Raw genomic sequence first — 16,713 nt, 5'->3', positions numbered from 1 at the left:
CACACGTTTGCTATCTGCAATTTTATAAACTGCGACAAGCTAGGCTTGTATCCTCTTTGATAGTTAAAATTATAACAAATTTAGCGCTTTGTTCCTCCGTCTTTAGGAGTATCTATTGAAATCTTTTTTGACAAATCATCGTTTGTTTGGTTAAATAAGAACATACGTTCGGTTAAGGAGTTGGTTTTAGATGGAGCTGGAAAGAAAAATAGAAATTTTAGCGGAATCTGCAAAATATGATGTTTCTTGTTCTAGCAGTGGTGTGGAGAATAATACACGTCAAGGAACGGTAGGCAGCACCGCAGTTTCAGGAATCTGTCATTCCTTCACGCCGGATGGTCGCTGTGTCTCGCTATTGAAACTATTATTTACTAATGCTTGTATTTTTGATTGTCACTATTGTATTAATCGAAAATCAAACGCGATTCCACGAGCGACCTTTACACCGCAAGAGGTAGCGGACTTAACAATGGATTTCTACATGCGTAATTATATCGAGGGGCTGTTCCTGAGTTCTGCGATTATCAAAAATCCGGACTACACATGCGAGCTTTTGATTAAGACCTTGAAAATTTTGCGTGAAGAAAAAGGTTTTCGCGGGTATATTCACGTCAAGGCGATTCCCGGCGCGGATGAAAAGTTAATTGAGGAGTTAGGCTTTTTGGCGGACCGTATGAGCGTCAATGTCGAACTGCCTTCCCGCGAAAGCTTGAAATTACTGGCTCCGGATAAAGATCCGTTTGACCTATATAAACCCATGAAGCAGATCACGACGGTAAAAAAGGAACAGGAATTTTTACCAGCAGTTCGGCGCGGTCCTAGTTTTGTACCAGCGGGGCAGTCCACTCAGATGATTATCGGAGCCAGTCCTGAGAGTGATCGTTCTATTGTCAAGATTTCAGAGAATTTGTACCAAAAATACCAGTTGAAACGTGTTTATTATTCAGCCTATATTCCGATTAATCAGGATAATTTATTGCCGGCAGTCACGACCGAACCGCCATTATTGCGGGAGCATCGCTTGTATCAAGCAGATTGGCTGTTGCGCTTTTATAAATTCACGGCTGATGAGATATTGTCTGAGGATAGACCCAATTTCAATCTTTATCTTGATCCCAAAGCCAATTGGGCAGTTCAGAATTATCAACGCTTCCCCGTTGACGTGCAGACTGCGTCTTATGACCAGTTGCTGCGAGTTCCTGGTATTGGACCTAAAAGTGCACAAAATATCGTAAAGGCACGAAAATACTACCGACTGCATTTAACAGATTTAAAGAAACTAGGGATCGTGATTAAGCGGGCGCAATATTTTATTGCCTGTAATCATGAAACGCCAGCAGGTTTGATTAAGGACCCTGAATGGATCATCACGTCATTAATTTCTTCGAAGCAATACGAGGTGTTGAAAAAACACAATACCCAATCGACCAGCGAGCAATTGACGCTCTTTGATGTAGAACGGTTTGAACATGCAAAAAGTAGGTGAGAGCATTGCGAGAATCAACAGAGTATTGGGAATATGATGGGAGTTTTCTAGGTTTTATGACGGTTGTTGATCGTAGTTTTCGTGAAAAGCAATTTCCAGTCATGATTTTAACCCCAGAGACAGCCGTAGAAAGTCTGTTTTTTGCAGAATGGATCGAAACAAATCCCGAACGTGGGGAAAAAATCTATCGTCGTTTACGTCAACGACTAAGGCCGGAAAATTTTCTTTTTATTCAAAATGGGTTTTATGCCACTCTTGAAGGAAAAGAACGCTATTTATTGGATGCCATCGAGATCGCTTTGCAGACGAAGGATTTATTAGAAAATCATTTAGGACATCCTTCCATCTTAGCTTTACGGAAAAGCATTCGAACGATGTTAGGAGAGAACCATCTACTGACAGGATTCGTTCGTTTTGAATACGTTGGTGACGTGCTATTCAGTAAAATTAATCCGAAACACTATGTGATGCCTTATCTTTGCCCGCATTTTGCGGAGCGTTATCCGCAGGAAAAACTCATGATCTATGACGAGACTCATGAGTTGTTAGGCATCATTGATCGCGGCGATATCCATTTGATGGAACATACCAGCTGTCCTGAATTTGCTGAAGCGAGTAATGAACAGGCAATTCGTCAGCAGTGGAAAACCTTTTTGCGTTCAGTCACGATTAATGAACGGGCCAACTATGTGGCACAGCGAAATCATTTGCCTTTGCGTTTTCGCGGCAACATGACAGAGTTTAAGTCCTAGGAAGAAGAATGCCTTTTTGTTCTAGATTAAGTAAACATTCTGCTAAATAGGAGTCGTTATGTTCAGGATAGATAGGGTGCGTAAGTGGTACTGGAGCAACAGTATCTGTCCTAGGCAGATTTTTCCCGCGGTATAATGGGTCATACCACAAAGGATCAGGCGTATAGTTGCGTTTTTCCATTTCAGCTAGGACCAAAAGATGAAATTGAAACAATTTGTAGTAAGAGTGAGTAAAGACATAATCTACTGTAGCGTGTTTCTTACCCCAGCCTTTTCCTCGCAAGGCAGCCACTTCTCGATGTTGGCCAAGTAGCTGCTGTCTAGGGAGCAGCGGAATTAACGTTTCATGCCAAAGACGCATTTTTTCTCCTCCGTTCTTAGTTAACTGAATTTTTTCATATATTGTTGGGATTTACGAATGATTTGCTCTAGGTGCTTTGCTTTTATGATTTTTCCATTCTGCTTTATAATAGGAGGCATTAGGAAGCGAGTGAATCACATGGAAGAGAAAAAAGTGCATGGATCAATGGCGGTCTTAGCAGCATTACTGGCGAATGTGCTGGTAGCTGTCAGTAAGTTTGTCGGCTACATGCTTAGCGGCAGTGCCGCAATGATGAATGAAAGTATTCATAGTGTGGTGGATTGCAGTAACCAAATCTTACTGTTATTCGGCGATCGGCGAGCCGCTCGTGGTCAGAGTGAGCTTCATCAATTTGGCGAAGGACGAGCGAAGTATTTTTTTAGTACGATTGTAGCGACGATGCTGTTTTTCGGAGGTGGCGCCCTGGGTATTTGGGAGGCGGTGGAAAAATTATTCCATCCCAGTCATGAAGTTGCGAATCCATTGATCGTATTAGGCATCTTGGTTTTCGGTATTTTAGTTGAGGGCAGTTCATTAAAAATAGCGATCAAAGAAATTCATGAATTAAATACAGAGAAGCTGCCGCTGTTCAAATTTTTACACGAAAGTCGCCATAGTGAGATATTGATTATTTTTACAGAAGATTTTTGTGCAGTGATCGGCTTAGTTTTGGCGATCATTGGCACGTTATTGACAATGCTTACAGGAAATCCAATGTTTGACGCTTTAAGCGGGTTATTGATCGGGATGATGCTGATGTTTGCCTCGATCTTTTTAGCTCGGGAATTTTACAGCTTGATCATTGGAGAAAGCGTGTCTAAAAATGATTTAGTAAAAATTCAAAATGCTTTCAAACGTGATGAAGTCAAAAAGTTGATCGATATCAAAACGGTCCATTTAGGCCCCACAGAAGTGATGATTGCTGCGAAGATTGACATCGCAGATTCTTATGAAGGGATCAGCTATGATGTGGTAAACCAGATCGAGCGAGTAATTCGCAAGGCTTTGCCAGATAAAAAAGCATATATCTATATCGAGACCGATGAGTTTGATCCAGACTATGATCGGAAACGCCAAACCCAATCGGACACATAACCCCTGTGTCCGATTTTTGCCAGTTATGCTTTTCGCAGGTTATTATGTTTGGCTTACAATTTCACAGTCACAACAAAATTGTAGGCAAGCAGTTTAGCATAATGGTATGCGAGGCGAAAATTAGACTCATTTTTCACGTTTTTTGAAAAATGAAAACCTTAAAAAGAGATAGCTGCCAGTTATGCTTTTCGCAGGTTATTATGTTTGGCTTGCATTTTCATAGTTACAATAAAATTGTAGTCAAGCAGTTTAGCATAATGGTATGCGAGGCGAAATCAGACTCATTTTTCACGTTTTTTGAAAAATGAAAACCTTAAAAAGAGATAGCTGCCAGTTATGCTTTTCGCAGGTTATTATGTTTGGCTTACAATTTTACAGTTACAACAAAATTGTAGGCAAGCAGTTTAACATAATGGTATGCGAGGCGAAATTAGACTCATTTTTCACGTTTTTTGAAAAATGAAAACCTTAAAAAGAGATAGCTGTTAGTTATGTATTTCGCTGTCTGCGATGTTTGAAATCTTTTTTTCGTAAGAGCATCAACATAATGAGCCATTTATAAACAATTGACACAAATTGTTGGATAAAAGGAGGGAGATTAAATGTCTTCGTTGCGCTTCTTTTTTACTTATTCACGAGAGTTTCTTCGTCATTGGGGAAGCTATATTCTTCTGATCGTTGGAACAAATATTGCGTTAGAAATGCTAGTCATTCCATTAGTTCAATTTTTGATTGCTTTCATTTTGAAGCAAGGAAATATTCCCTATGTTTCAAATACGAATATTTTAACAATTCTAACAAAGCACCCCGCGGTGTTGGGAGCATTGTTGCTGCTTTTAGCATTTGTTCTAGCGTTGGTTTTTCTCCAGTTCACTTTTCAGTTATTTGGTATCAAGAGTATTCAAACAAAAGAGAATCAGTCTCTTTGGGATTTGTTTAAAAAGTCGATTTATCACATGCGACACTTGCGACCAGAGACATTTTTTTTCTTTCTTTTCTATTTTTTACTGATTCTGCCCTTCGCAAATGCTATTTTTCGAACACCATTACTAAGCAAAGTGACGATTCCGATTTTTATTTTAGAAGCCTTGAGTGAAAATTTTTTGTTTCTCCTATTGCTGATAGTTGCTTCGATTGTTGTCTCTTATATTGGAATTCGTTTGCTGTTTGTATTGCCGCTAATGATTTTTTCGGATGCAGCACCGAAAGCTGCCATTGAAAAAAGTTTAAAGCTGACTCATCATCGGTACTGGCATTATGCCTGGCGAATCTTCTTTTTAACAGGTATTTTGACCTTGGTTTCTTATGTTGGATATGGGATAAGCTATGGGCTTCAGGTAGGCTTTGATTTACTTCCGAAGCCCTTTCCAGCAATTGGTGCTATGCTTACCTTATCGAGTATCCAATTGTTTAGTCAATTAATGCTGGCATGGGCAACGGTTTTGTATTTTAGTGTGTTGGTTCAAAAATTCTATCCATTAGTAATTAGTGGCGAACGTCCTTTGCGATTAGTTCGGCCAAGTTTGTGGACACGGATCGCCGCAGTGATACTATTCATTTTTTTAGGCGGAACGACCTTACTCAGCAATGTTCTTTATCTAACCGGACTTGAGGATTCGATTCCCTTAACCATCTCACATCGAGGAGTCGATAATGGAAACGGCGTACAAAATACAATTCCAGCAATGGCGGCTACTATCAAAGAAAAACCTGATTATATTGAGATGGATATCCAAGAAACGAAGGATCGTCAGTTTGTCGTGTTCCACGATAAAAATTTAAAAAGATTGACAGGACGAGACAAGACTACTCATGAACTGACGTTAAGTGAAATTCAAGAGCTGCAAGCAGTTGAGAATGGGCACGTGGCACCTATCGCGAGTTTTGATGACTACTTAGCTTTTGCTAATGAGCATCATCAAAAATTACTGATTGAGATCAAAACAACTTCCGCTGATTCTAAAGAGATGATGGATAGATTCATCGATAAGTACCAAGCAACGATTCTGGCTAATCATCACCGGATACATTCTTTGGATTATCATGTGGTAGCTGAGCTAAAGGAGAAGGCACCAAAGTTGTATGTCAGTTATGTCTTGCCTTATAATTTAGTATTCCCGCAAACGCCTGCGAATGCTTATACTATGGAAGAAACAACGTTAACCAGCGATTTTGTCCGTCGTGCCCATGAAGAAAATAAAGATGTCTATGCTTGGACCGTTAATGATGCCGATTCGATGGATCGAATGGTCTCCTTGAATGTTAACGGAATCGTAACGGACGACCTTCAAACATTGCAAGAACAGATTAAAACATATGAAGAAAATCCATCTTATGCCAAGCGAATTGAGATGTATATCAATCGTTTGCCAGCGTTGGATGAGCGGATCAGCGAGAATTAGAGTAAAGCGAAAAAAATTCATTAAATTTCCATAGAGTTTTCGTAAAAGATTTTCGAACAGCCGCCTGCTCTATGGTAGAATAGCTATATATTTCACAAAGGAGTTCAACATGAAAAAAAGAGGTTTTGAAGTTACGACAGCTTATCAAGATAAAAACATCAATTTGCCGAAACGAGCAACGAAAAATGCGGCAGGATATGATTTTGAAGCTGCAGAGGATATCGTGATCCCAGCAGTTTGGAAAAAGATCATCAACCACTTTACTAAAAAAACTGAGGTATCTGAAAAGATTGTCAAACCAGTTTTAGTACCTACAGGGATCAAGGCGTATATGGAGCATGATGAATATTTGCAATTAGCGAATCGTTCAAGCAATCCACTGAAACGTTTCTTGACGTTAAGTAACGGGGTAGGTGTGATCGATAGTGATTATTATAATAACCCAGACAATGAAGGGCATATTATGTTCCAATTTTCAAATTTTGGTTTAACCGATGTTCATATAAAAAAAGGCGAACGGATCGGGCAAGGAATTTTCTTGCCATTTCTTAAAGCCGATAATGATAAAGAAGGTGCTGAAAGAACTGGTGGATTTGGTTCTTCAGACAAACAATAAATTTTAATCAACGAGTGAGGCGAAGGGTTTGGCGAAAAAATCCAAGACACAATTTATCTGCCAAGAATGCGGCTATGTTTCGCCGAAGTATTTAGGTCGTTGTCCTAACTGCGGAAACTGGAACACGATGGTAGAAGAAATTGAGCAAAATCACCCTGAAGATCGCCGCAATCGGGTGAGTTTGACAGGGGAACGCGCACAACCGACGAAGCTAAAAGATGTTGTCTTTAAAAAGGAAACGCGCATTCAAACGGAATTAGCAGAATTGAATCGGGTTTTAGGCGGCGGTGTAGTTCCAGGTTCATTGGTTTTGATTGGTGGAGACCCCGGCATCGGGAAATCTACATTACTTTTACAGGTTTCGCACCAATTAGCAGCAACTGGCGGAAATGTATTATATGTTTCTGGGGAAGAAAGTGCTCAGCAGATAAAATTGCGAGCAGAGCGGCTTGGTTCGAGTGAGACAGACTTTTATCTGTATGCTGAAACAGATATGGGCGAGATTAGTCGGACGATTGAAAATCTGAAACCAGATTATGTCATCATTGATTCGATCCAGACTATGACGCAGCCTGACATTACCAGTGTAGCTGGGTCAGTCAGTCAGGTTCGTGAAACGACGGCAGAATTATTGAAGCTGGCGAAAACCAACGGTATCGCGATCTTCATCGTCGGGCATGTGACAAAAGAAGGAAACATCGCAGGGCCTCGAATGTTGGAGCATATGGTGGATACTGTGCTGTACTTTGAAGGCGAAAAACATCACAGTTTTCGGATTTTAAGGGCCGTAAAAAATCGTTTTGGTTCTACTAATGAGATTGGAATTTTTGAGATGCGAGAAAGCGGCTTAGTGGAAGTGGCTAATCCTTCTCAGGTCTTTTTAGAAGAACGTTTAGAAGGTGCGACTGGTTCAGCGATCGTGGTGGCAATGGAAGGTAGTCGACCGATTTTAGTTGAGGTACAGGCGTTAGTAACACCAACAGTCTTCGGAAATGCGAAACGTACGACAACTGGATTAGACTTTAATCGCGTATCCTTGATCATGGCGGTCTTAGAAAAACGCGCCGGCTTGCTTTTGCAGAATCAGGACGCCTACTTAAAGGCTGCGGGCGGTGTGAAATTAAACGAGCCCGCAATAGATTTGGCGGTAGCCGTGGCGATCGCTTCTAGCTACAAAGAAAATGGCACGGAAGCGACTGAATGTTTTATCGGTGAGATTGGTTTGACTGGTGAGATTCGTCGGGTCAGCAGTATCGAGCAGCGCGTCAAAGAAGCCAGTAAGTTAGGTTTCAAAAGAATCTATCTCCCTAAGAACAACATGGGAGATTGGACGCCGCCAAAGGGGATCGAATTGATTCCGGTGGCGACACTAGGTGAAACATTAAGAAAAGTATTCCGTTAATGAGCGGTTGTGCCAGAAATACTTTGGCACAACTGTTATTCTAAGATTTTTGCATAAAAAAAATAGATTAATAGAACTTAGGAGGGATGGCATGCAGAAACGTGTGTTAACAGTAATTATCCTGATTGTTGGGATTAGTTTAGGAGTCACTTTCCTACCAACAGCCTGGACAGCAATTGGCAATGCAGACAACATGTGGTTGAATAATTCACTTACGAATGGCCTGATTGGTGCAATTATTTTTTATATTATTTCTTTGGCTATCGTAGAACCAATCACAATTGGGGTAAAAAGAATTGAGAAACAATTAAATGAGCTTAGCTTGACTTATATTTTATTTGGAGTGATCGGTGCGATCTTAGGATTGACCTTGGGATTGATCGGAACGACCCCGTTGTACCAGATTCCGATTCCCTTCATTAATAGCGCATTGCCGATTTTGATTATGCTGCTATTGGGCTATTTAGGCTTCCGAATGGGAACGACTAGAATTGATGAATTGAAAAAATTCTTTAGCGGCCGCAATAAAAAGGCTGAGACAAATGAAGGTGAAGTCCTTGAGCGCAAAGCGGATGATCATTTTCATAAGTATAAAATCTTAGATACTAGCGTTATTATTGATGGACGTATTTATGATATTGCGAAGACCGGCTTTTTAGAAGGGGTCTTGATGATTCCGAATTTTGTCTTGTATGAATTGCAATATATTGCTGATTCTGGGGATAGTTTGAAGCGGGTACGCGGAAGACGCGGACTGGATATCCTGAATGCTTTGCAAAAAGAAGAAGGTATTGCCGTTGAAATGTACGATGGCGATTTTGAAGATATTAGCGAAGTCGATAGTAAATTGATCAAGCTGGCTAAATTGTTGGATGGGGTCATCGTAACGAACGATTACAACTTGAATAAGGTTTCAGAGTTCCAAAATGTCGCTGTTTTGAACATCAATGCTTTAGCGAATGCGGTGAAACCAGTTGTGATCCCAGGCGAAAACATGAACGTCCTAGTTGTAAAAGCCGGAACAGAGCGACAACAAGGAGTCGCTTATTTGGATGATGGCACAATGGTAGTGGTGGAAGATGGACAACATTATATGAATGAACACATCGAAGTTGTCGTAACAAGTGCCCTGCAAACGGCTGCCGGACGAATGATTTTTGCTAAACCGGCTCATTCTAGCCGCAACATTAAAGATGATTCACCTGAAAAGAAGTTAGACTACACAAATGAGAAAGCAGCAAAATAGCAGTGTAGCTTTACTAAACAATGGATTGATTGTACAATTTGTGTTGAGTAGCAAATTGTACAATCAATCCATTTGCTAAATAAGCGGGAAAGAGGAACTATTATATGTCGAAAATTCGTGTGCGCTACGCACCAAGTCCAACAGGACACTTACACATCGGAAATGCCCGAACAGCCTTGTTCAATTATCTATTTGCTCGCCACAATGATGGAGAATTCATCATTCGGATCGAGGACACTGACTTAAAAAGAAATATCGAAGGCGGCGAAAAAAGCCAATTAGAAAACTTGGCTTGGTTAGGGATTGATTGGGATGAATCCCCTGAAAATCCTGGGAAATATGGTCCTTACCGTCAATCAGAACGACGCGACGTTTATCAGCCGTTAATTGATCAATTATTGATGAGCAATTTGGCATACAAATGCTACTGTACTTCTGAAGAGCTAGAGGCTGAGCGTGAAGCGCAACGTGCACGCGGCGAAATGCCTCATTATTCAGGCAAGTGTGCCAATCTAACACCTGAGGAACAAGCAGAAAAAGAAGCACAAGGTCTAGAACCAGTTATTCGCTTCCGTGTCCCTCGCAATACCAGCTTTACGTTTGATGATATGGTTAAAGGCGAGATCAGCTTTGAATCGGATAATGTCGGCGGCGACTTTATCATCCAAAAGCGTGATGGTATGCCAACATATAACTTTGCAGTAGCAGTAGATGATCATTTAATGAAAATCACGCATGTACTGCGTGGTGATGATCATATTGCCAATACACCAAAACAATTAATGATCTACGATGCCTTTGGTTGGCCGCGACCAACATTTGGTCATATGACCTTGATTATCAATACTGAAACCGGCAAAAAACTAAGTAAACGTGATGAAAGCATTTTGCAATTTATTGAACAATATCGCGAATTAGGGTATTTGCCAGAAGCGATGTTCAACTTTATTGCGTTGCTTGGCTGGTCGCCAGTTGGTGAAGATGAGATCTTCCCGCAAGATGAATTGATCAAGATTTTTGATACTGATCGTTTAAGTAAATCACCAGCAGCATTTGATCAGAAAAAATTAGAATGGGTCAATAACCATTACATCAAAGCGATGGATTTGGATAAATTAACTGAATTATGCTTGCCATATTTAATCAAGGCTGGTAAAGTCGAAGAAAATCCAACGCCTGAACGTAAGGATTGGGTGAAACGTGTAGTCAGCTTATATCAACCGCAAATGAGCTACGCTGCGGAAATTACCGAAGTTTCAAGCTTGTTCTTCCAAGATCATCTTGAGTTAGACGATGCTGCTAAAGAAGTATTAGCCGGCGAAGGCGTCCCAACTGTCTTAGCTGCCTTCAAAGCTCAGCTAGAAAGCTTAGAAACAGTTGACGCTGCTAACGTTTTGGCTTCAATTAAGGCTGTTCAAAAAGAAACAGGAATAAAAGGGAAAAACCTTTGGATGCCGATTCGTGTAGCTGTCAGTGGTGTGACACACGGACCAGAATTGCCAGAAACAGTTGAAATCTTAGGCAGAGAAAAAGCCCTAGCACATTTAGATCAAGTAATGTAAACACAAAGAAGAGAAGAAGTAGTAGGTGACGATTTTTCAGAGAGACTGCGGGTGGTGGAAGCAGTCAAATCAGCACTTATGAAATGCACCTCCGAGTGGTCTTAGCGATATGTAGCTAAGGACGTTTCACAGACGTTACCTGTTTGAGGCAGATACTGCAAACAAAAGTGGGACCACGTTAAAGCGTCTTTTGAGGAAACTCAAAAGACGCTTTTTTGCGAATTACGCTTTTTGCAGTTTTGTGTGGTGCAGGGGTAAATAAGGATTTTTAACTAAACTAACAGATGCGTAGTTTAGCGGAATCGTATGCGAAACGACTATAAGATCATTTTTCTGATTTTTGGAAAAATGAGTTCTTTAACTGGAGATAGCTTAATAGCAGGGAATTGGAAATGTGTTGAATGTTTTATGGATAAAAGTCTAAAAATAAAAAAGGAGTTGAGGTAAATGGGATGGTGGCAAGAAGCGATTGCAGCAGCGAAGAAAAATGATCCGGCAGTTAGGACTGGCTTAGAGGTTGTGCTTACATATCCAGGTGTTCACGCGTTGTTTTTTCATAAGTTTTCACATTTTCTCTATCGGCATCAGTGGTTTTTGTTGGCTCGAATCCATTCGCAATTTTGGCGTTTTTTAACGGGGATTGAGATTCATCCTGGTGCTAAGATCGCTCCTGGTGTTTTTATTGATCACGGAATGGGTGTGGTGATTGGTGAAACGGCAGAGGTTGAGCGAGATGTTGTGTTGTTTCATGGCGTAACATTAGGCGGAACAGGAAAAGATACTGGCAAGCGGCATCCCACTGTACGTCAAGGTGCTTTTATTTCGGCGAATGCTCAGATCTTAGGACCAATCGAAATCGGGGCAGGAAGTAAAATCGGTGCGGGGGCTGTTGTCTTAGAAGATATACCAGCGGATGCGACTGCAGTAGGTGTACCAGCAAAAGTAGCAAGATTACATGGAAAGAAGGTACAACATGATTAAAATACACAATACGTTGACACGTGAAAAGGAAATTTTTAAACCAATCGAGGAAAATAAAGTCCGAATGTATGTCTGCGGACCAACTGTTTATAACTATATTCATATCGGGAATGCCCGTAGTACGATTGCATTTGATGTCATTCGTCGTTACTTTGAATATCGCGGCTATGAGGTGAATTTTGTATCGAACTTTACCGACGTTGATGACAAAATTATCAAAGCTGCGAAGGAATTATCCATTAGTGCACCAGAAGTAGCTGATCGTTTTATTGCAGCCTTTGAAGAGGATACTGCAGCGCTGAATGTAAAGCCAGCGACATTGCATCCGCGTGTAATCAATCATATTCCTGATATTTTAGCATTTATCGAGACCCTGATTGAAAAGGGCTATGCTTACGAAGCACACGGGGACGTCTATTACCGTACTCGGAAATTCGAACATTATGGCGAATTGAGTGATCAATCGATTGATGAATTAGAGGTTGGCGCGAGCCAACGGACTGGTGCGGAGCAAGCAATTAAAGAGGATCCATTGGATTTTGCCTTATGGAAAAGTGCGAAGCCGGATGAAATTTCTTGGGAGTCTCCTTGGGGTGAAGGACGACCAGGCTGGCACATCGAATGTTCAGTGATGGCGACAAAACACTTGGGAGACACGATTGATATTCATGGCGGTGGACAAGACTTGGAATTTCCTCATCATGAGAACGAAATTGCCCAAAGTGAAGCCAAAACAGGGCAACGTTTTGCGAACTATTGGATGCACAATGGCTATGTAACCATTGGAGAAGACGATGCGAAAATGAGCAAGTCGCTAGGAAACTTTGTAACTGTTCACGACTTAGTCAAAGAAATCGATCCTCAGGTTTTACGCTTCTTTATGGCAACGACACAATATCGTCGCCCGATTCGCTACAGTGAAGCAACCATGAAGGATGCTCAGGCCAATCTGCAAAAATTACGTACTGCCTTTGAAAATGCGGCCTTCCGTCAAGATACAGCGGAAGCAGCGTTGGCTGATGACCAAGAAAAAACGAGTGAGCTACAAGTGCTGAAGGATCGGTTTGTTGAAGAGATGGACGATGATTTCAATGCGGCCAATGGGATCACGGTTGTATATGAATTAGCAAAATGGCTGAACAATTACAGCGACCAAGAAAAAGTTTCAGCGGCGATTTTAACTGCGGCATTAGAAGAATTTACAAACATGCTGAATGTTTTTGGGATCGAATTCCAAACAGCTGGCTTATTAGATGAAGAGATTGATCAATTGATTGAAGAACGTAATCAAGCCCGTAAAGATAAAAACTTTGCTCGCAGTGATGAAATCCGCGATCAATTAAAAGAACAAGGAATTATTTTAGAAGACACCCCTCAAGGCGTCCGTTGGAGACGAGCATAATGACAGACTATAAACAATTAAACGCACTGGCACTAGCGTATGTTGGTGACGCCATTTATGAAACTTACGTGCGGGATTTTCTAGTCCGAGAAGGCCAGACACGCCCAAATAAGCTGCATCATATGGCGACTCATTTTGTTTCCGCTAAAGCTCAAGCAACGTTGATTCAAAAAATGCTCGATGATGGTATGCTGACAGAAGAAGAGCAAGGCATTTATCGGCGTGGTCGAAATGCGAAAAGTTATACTTCTGCAAAAAATACCGACATCATGACCTATCGTATGTCTACGGGTTTTGAAGCATTAATGGGTTATCTACACTTATTGGAACGAAAAGAGCGATTAGAAGAATTGATCGCATGGTGTTTAGAGAAAGCGGGCGAAACAAATGAAGGATAAGAAGCAGCGTCGAGGAAATGATCGACGGAATCAGCGGAAAAATGATCGGTCTAAAGATCGCCGCAAAGAGACGGAAACAGTTGAAACAGAAGAGAATAATTTTGTTTTTGGTCATCACGCCAGTGTGGAGGCACTTCAAGCTGGTCGAGGCAATAAATTATTTATGCAAGAGGATGCGCGTGGAGACAAGATTGAACAGCTGAAAGCTTTAGCGAAGGAACAAGCGGTTCCGGTGAAGTGGGTACCTAAACAAAAACTGGATACATTAAGCGACGGCGGTGTTCATCAGGGAATCGTTTTAGGAATTACTCCTTATGAATATTTGTCCTTGGAGGACTTGTTAGCAAAAAATACTTCAGAAGCGGCGCCCTTCCTGTTGATTTTGGATAGTTTGGAAGACCCACATAATTTTGGCTCGATTTTGCGGACGGCCGATGCCAGTGGCGTGTCAGGCGTAATTATTCCAAAACATCGCTCAGTAGGTATTACACCAGTTGTGACGAAGGCTTCGACCGGTGCAGTAGAATACGTGCCGATTGCTCGAGTAACGAATTTGGCCCAAAGTATTAAGCAGTTAAAAGATGCAGGATATTGGATTTTCGGAACAGACATGGAAGGAACGGACTATCGTCAATGGAAGGTGGAAGGACCGATCGCTTTAATCATCGGTAATGAGGGCAAAGGGATGAGTGCTGGACTGAAAAAGGAAGTTGATGAGATGTTAACGATCCCTATGACAGGACATGTGCAGAGCTTAAACGTAGGAGTTGCTGCGGGTCTATTGATGTATGAAGTTTTCCGAAAGCGAAGTGAATTGTAATGAAAAGGCAATTGTTGATCGTTGACGGGTACAATATGATTGGTGCATGGCCTGAGTTGACCGCATTAAAAAACCAAGAGCGTCTAGAAGAAGCACGCGAAGCATTGCTATTTCGTTTGTCTAACTATGCTAAGTACCAAGGATTGGAAACAATTGTTGTTTTCGATGCGCAATTTGTTCCAGGAATTACCCAAAGCTACCAGAAGTATCAGCTGACTGTTGTTTTCACAAAAGAGGATGAGACCGCAGATAGTTATATTGAACGAATTGCTGGGGAATTGAATGATCGCTTGACTCAAGTAACGGTAGCAACGAGTGATCTTGCTGAACAATGGACCATTTTCTCGCAGGGGGCATTGCGAACTTCTGCGCGTGAGTTGTACAAGTCTGTCCAGCAAACCGAGGCTGTGATTACTGGGGATACAAAAGATACGCATTTTAAAAATTTTCGACGTAATTCCCCGTGGAATAATGAACAATTGCAAAAATTGTCACAAAAACTGGACGAATTAAGCAAAAAAAAATAAATTGATTGTCGACACCCCTCTCTGGCTTATAAAGCGTGTATGCTTTTATTTGTTGAGAGGGGTGTAAAAATGAAAGAATCAACGCGTTATGAAAAAATTGATGGTGCCGCTTTTGAAGAAATGTTTAGTCAATATTTACCGATTGTCTATAGTATGCAATCCCGTTATTCGATTCGTGATTTTGATTTTGATGACTGGCTGCAGGAGGGACGAATCGCACTGAATGATGCCCTGCAGAGCTACTGTAAGGGTCGTGGAACAACGTTTGGCTTATACTACAAGATGATATTTGAAAATCGAATTCGTTCTCTCTTGCGTCGTCAGCAAGCTCAAAAACGATTTGCCCAACAACAGGCTGTATCAATGGATAAAGCTGATATGGAGGCTTTTGATGAACACTTTCAATACCATGAGTACATGGAAGAAAATCTGTTTATTAGTGAGATGTTACTAGCTGGAGAAGTTCCACTGTCTTCATTAGAAAATCGTTCCTTGTATTACTATCTCAAGGGTGAGGAGCCCTCGACGATCGCTCAGCTTCTAAATGAATCAGAAAAGGCGATCCGTAACGCGTTGAATCGGGCAAAGAACAAATTAAAGAAAAAACTATATGATTTAGATGAATAAGGGCTGCGTTCAGCTTAATAAGGTATAAAGTTGCATATTTTTTTATCTTATGATAACATTGAAAAGTTTTAGATTTGTGCTATAATGTATTTTGAGGTGAACTGTATGCCAACAACTTTAGCGTCTATCAAGAAAAACTTGGAAGACCGTATTGGTGCTCCGATTATGCTTGTTGCTCAGACGGGACGCAAGCGTCAAACGCAACGCAAGGGAATCTTAACTGAGACATATCCTTCCGTATTTGTGGTTGATTTGGACCCAGAAGAAAATTCTTTCGAACGTGTTTCATACAGCTATTCCGATGTATTGACTCGCACAGTAGAGATCGAATTTTTAACAGAAGCAATTTAAAAACCATGGAGCGTATGCTCCATGGTTTTTATTTGTCTTCGACGTTCTTTTGTGTTTCTTTAGCTGCTTTATTTTGTTCAACTAGAAGATCACGAATATCTGCCAAATATTCTTCGGCTGTCGGTACAGGTACATCCTCTTCTTTTTCTTCTTTAGAAATACTGCTTTTTGCTTTGTTTGCAGCTTTAACAATCAGGAATAAAACAAAACCAGTAATAATAAAGGTGATCAATGCACTAATTACATCACCAAACGCAAAGGTCACGCCTTTAACTGGTTTCCAATCCAAAACGGACATCGCCTCGTTCAAATCTTTTCCTTTCGTAAACAATGACACGATCAGCCCAACCAACGGTGTAATTAATCCATTAACAATATTTGTCACAATTGCAGTAAATGCAGTACCGATTACAACACCAACAGCAAGATCAATGACATTGCCTCTCATCAAGAAATCTTTAAATTCTTTAATCATAGGGTCTTCCTCCTTGTTTGCAAATTGTATACCATCCAACGTTTTACTATCTTCTTATCAGATAAGCTATTCCAAAATATACTTTCCTTTTTACGATAGACATCACTTCGTATAATCAAAAAACAGAAATGGAGCCAGCGAAGTTGGATGAGAATTTTTCCTTAATTTTTAGTATAGCGAAAGAAGAAAAAAATTTGAAATAAAACAGAC

Annotated in this window: 17 protein-coding genes and 1 other annotated feature; of the genes, 15 read left to right on the top strand and 2 right to left on the bottom strand. The window is 40.9% G+C overall.

The features are described from left to right. The first annotated feature begins 190 nt into the window (after positions 1-190). A complete protein-coding gene (locus IGI52_RS13490; protein WP_311871676.1) occupies positions 191-1,486 on the top strand; it encodes a putative DNA modification/repair radical SAM protein in 1,296 nt (431 codons plus the stop codon). A 5-nt stretch (positions 1,487-1,491) separates the two neighbouring features. After that, positions 1,492-2,238: a TIGR03915 family putative DNA repair protein gene (locus IGI52_RS13485; protein ID WP_137438877.1), complete on the top strand. Its 747-nt coding sequence runs from the start codon at positions 1,492-1,494 to the stop codon at positions 2,236-2,238. Here the strand turns inward: IGI52_RS13485 and IGI52_RS13480 are convergent. Continuing rightward, positions 2,228-2,599 (bottom strand): TIGR02328 family protein, encoded by a 372-nt coding sequence (locus IGI52_RS13480; protein ID WP_311871675.1) that lies wholly within the window; start codon positions 2,597-2,599, stop codon positions 2,228-2,230. The two genes, IGI52_RS13485 and IGI52_RS13480, sit on opposite strands and share 11 nt — an antisense overlap. A 138-nt stretch (positions 2,600-2,737) precedes the next feature. On the opposite strand from IGI52_RS13480, the gene IGI52_RS13475 reads away from it, so the two are divergent. The 13 genes from IGI52_RS13475 (at position 2,738) to IGI52_RS13415 (ending at position 16,028) form a co-directional block, all read left to right on the top strand. Then, entirely contained in the window at positions 2,738-3,694 is a 957-nt protein-coding gene (locus IGI52_RS13475) for a cation diffusion facilitator family transporter (RefSeq protein WP_311871674.1), read from the top strand. 602 nt (positions 3,695-4,296) lie between these two features. After that, positions 4,297-6,096, top strand: a complete 1,800-nt coding sequence (locus IGI52_RS13470; RefSeq protein ID WP_311871673.1) for a glycerophosphodiester phosphodiesterase — start codon at positions 4,297-4,299, stop codon at positions 6,094-6,096. Between the two features lie 109 nt (positions 6,097-6,205). After that, complete coding sequence (locus IGI52_RS13465; RefSeq protein WP_311871672.1) at positions 6,206-6,712, top strand: dUTP diphosphatase; 507 nt, start codon at positions 6,206-6,208, stop codon at positions 6,710-6,712. Between the two features lie 28 nt (positions 6,713-6,740). Beyond that, positions 6,741-8,114, top strand: coding sequence for a DNA repair protein RadA (radA, locus tag IGI52_RS13460; RefSeq protein ID WP_048722477.1), 1,374 nt, complete (start codon positions 6,741-6,743; stop codon positions 8,112-8,114). A gap of 91 nt (positions 8,115-8,205) precedes the next feature. After that, positions 8,206-9,360, top strand: a complete 1,155-nt coding sequence (locus tag IGI52_RS13455) for a PIN/TRAM domain-containing protein (protein WP_048722474.1) — start codon at positions 8,206-8,208, stop codon at positions 9,358-9,360. A 104-nt stretch (positions 9,361-9,464) separates the two neighbouring features. Beyond that, positions 9,465-10,922 (top strand): glutamate--tRNA ligase, encoded by a 1,458-nt coding sequence (gltX, locus tag IGI52_RS13450; RefSeq protein ID WP_049220166.1) that lies wholly within the window; start codon positions 9,465-9,467, stop codon positions 10,920-10,922. Beyond that, positions 10,919-11,116 (top strand) — a binding site (T-box leader). Its footprint overlaps the gene before it by 4 nt. A gap of 253 nt (positions 11,117-11,369) precedes the next feature. Then, entirely contained in the window at positions 11,370-11,903 is a 534-nt protein-coding gene (gene epsC, locus IGI52_RS13445) for a serine O-acetyltransferase EpsC (RefSeq protein ID WP_016179422.1), read from the top strand. Next, positions 11,896-13,305, top strand: a complete 1,410-nt coding sequence (cysS, locus tag IGI52_RS13440; RefSeq protein ID WP_102872021.1) for a cysteine--tRNA ligase — start codon at positions 11,896-11,898, stop codon at positions 13,303-13,305. The genes epsC and cysS overlap by 8 nt, the downstream gene beginning before the upstream one ends. Next, positions 13,305-13,703, top strand: coding sequence for a Mini-ribonuclease 3 (locus tag IGI52_RS13435; protein ID WP_048722466.1), 399 nt, complete (start codon positions 13,305-13,307; stop codon positions 13,701-13,703). Before cysS ends, IGI52_RS13435 begins: the two co-directional genes overlap by 1 nt. Continuing rightward, a complete protein-coding gene (gene rlmB / locus IGI52_RS13430; protein WP_438781576.1) occupies positions 13,693-14,523 on the top strand; it encodes a 23S rRNA (guanosine(2251)-2'-O)-methyltransferase RlmB in 831 nt (276 codons plus the stop codon). Before IGI52_RS13435 ends, rlmB begins: the two co-directional genes overlap by 11 nt. Continuing rightward, entirely contained in the window at positions 14,523-15,050 is a 528-nt protein-coding gene (locus tag IGI52_RS13425; protein WP_016179426.1) for an NYN domain-containing protein, read from the top strand. Before rlmB ends, IGI52_RS13425 begins: the two co-directional genes overlap by 1 nt. 69 nt (positions 15,051-15,119) lie before the next feature. After that, positions 15,120-15,677, top strand: a complete 558-nt coding sequence (locus tag IGI52_RS13420) for a sigma-70 family RNA polymerase sigma factor (protein ID WP_016179427.1) — start codon at positions 15,120-15,122, stop codon at positions 15,675-15,677. A 105-nt stretch (positions 15,678-15,782) separates the two neighbouring features. Continuing rightward, on the top strand, positions 15,783-16,028 hold the full coding sequence (locus tag IGI52_RS13415; RefSeq protein ID WP_010782106.1) for a Veg family protein: 246 nt from the start codon (positions 15,783-15,785) through the stop codon (positions 16,026-16,028). Between the two features lie 28 nt (positions 16,029-16,056). On the opposite strand, the gene mscL is transcribed toward IGI52_RS13415, so the two are convergent. After that, positions 16,057-16,503 (bottom strand): large conductance mechanosensitive channel protein MscL, encoded by a 447-nt coding sequence (mscL, locus tag IGI52_RS13410; protein WP_311871670.1) that lies wholly within the window; start codon positions 16,501-16,503, stop codon positions 16,057-16,059. Positions 16,504-16,713 lie beyond the last annotated feature (210 nt).

It is taken from the genome of Enterococcus sp. DIV0187 (assembly GCF_051713785.1).
In the GTDB taxonomy this organism is placed as follows: domain Bacteria; phylum Bacillota; class Bacilli; order Lactobacillales; family Enterococcaceae; genus Enterococcus_A; species Enterococcus_A avium.
Note: the sequence above shows the minus strand (reverse complement) of the source record. Positions and strands in the feature narration are given on the sequence as shown.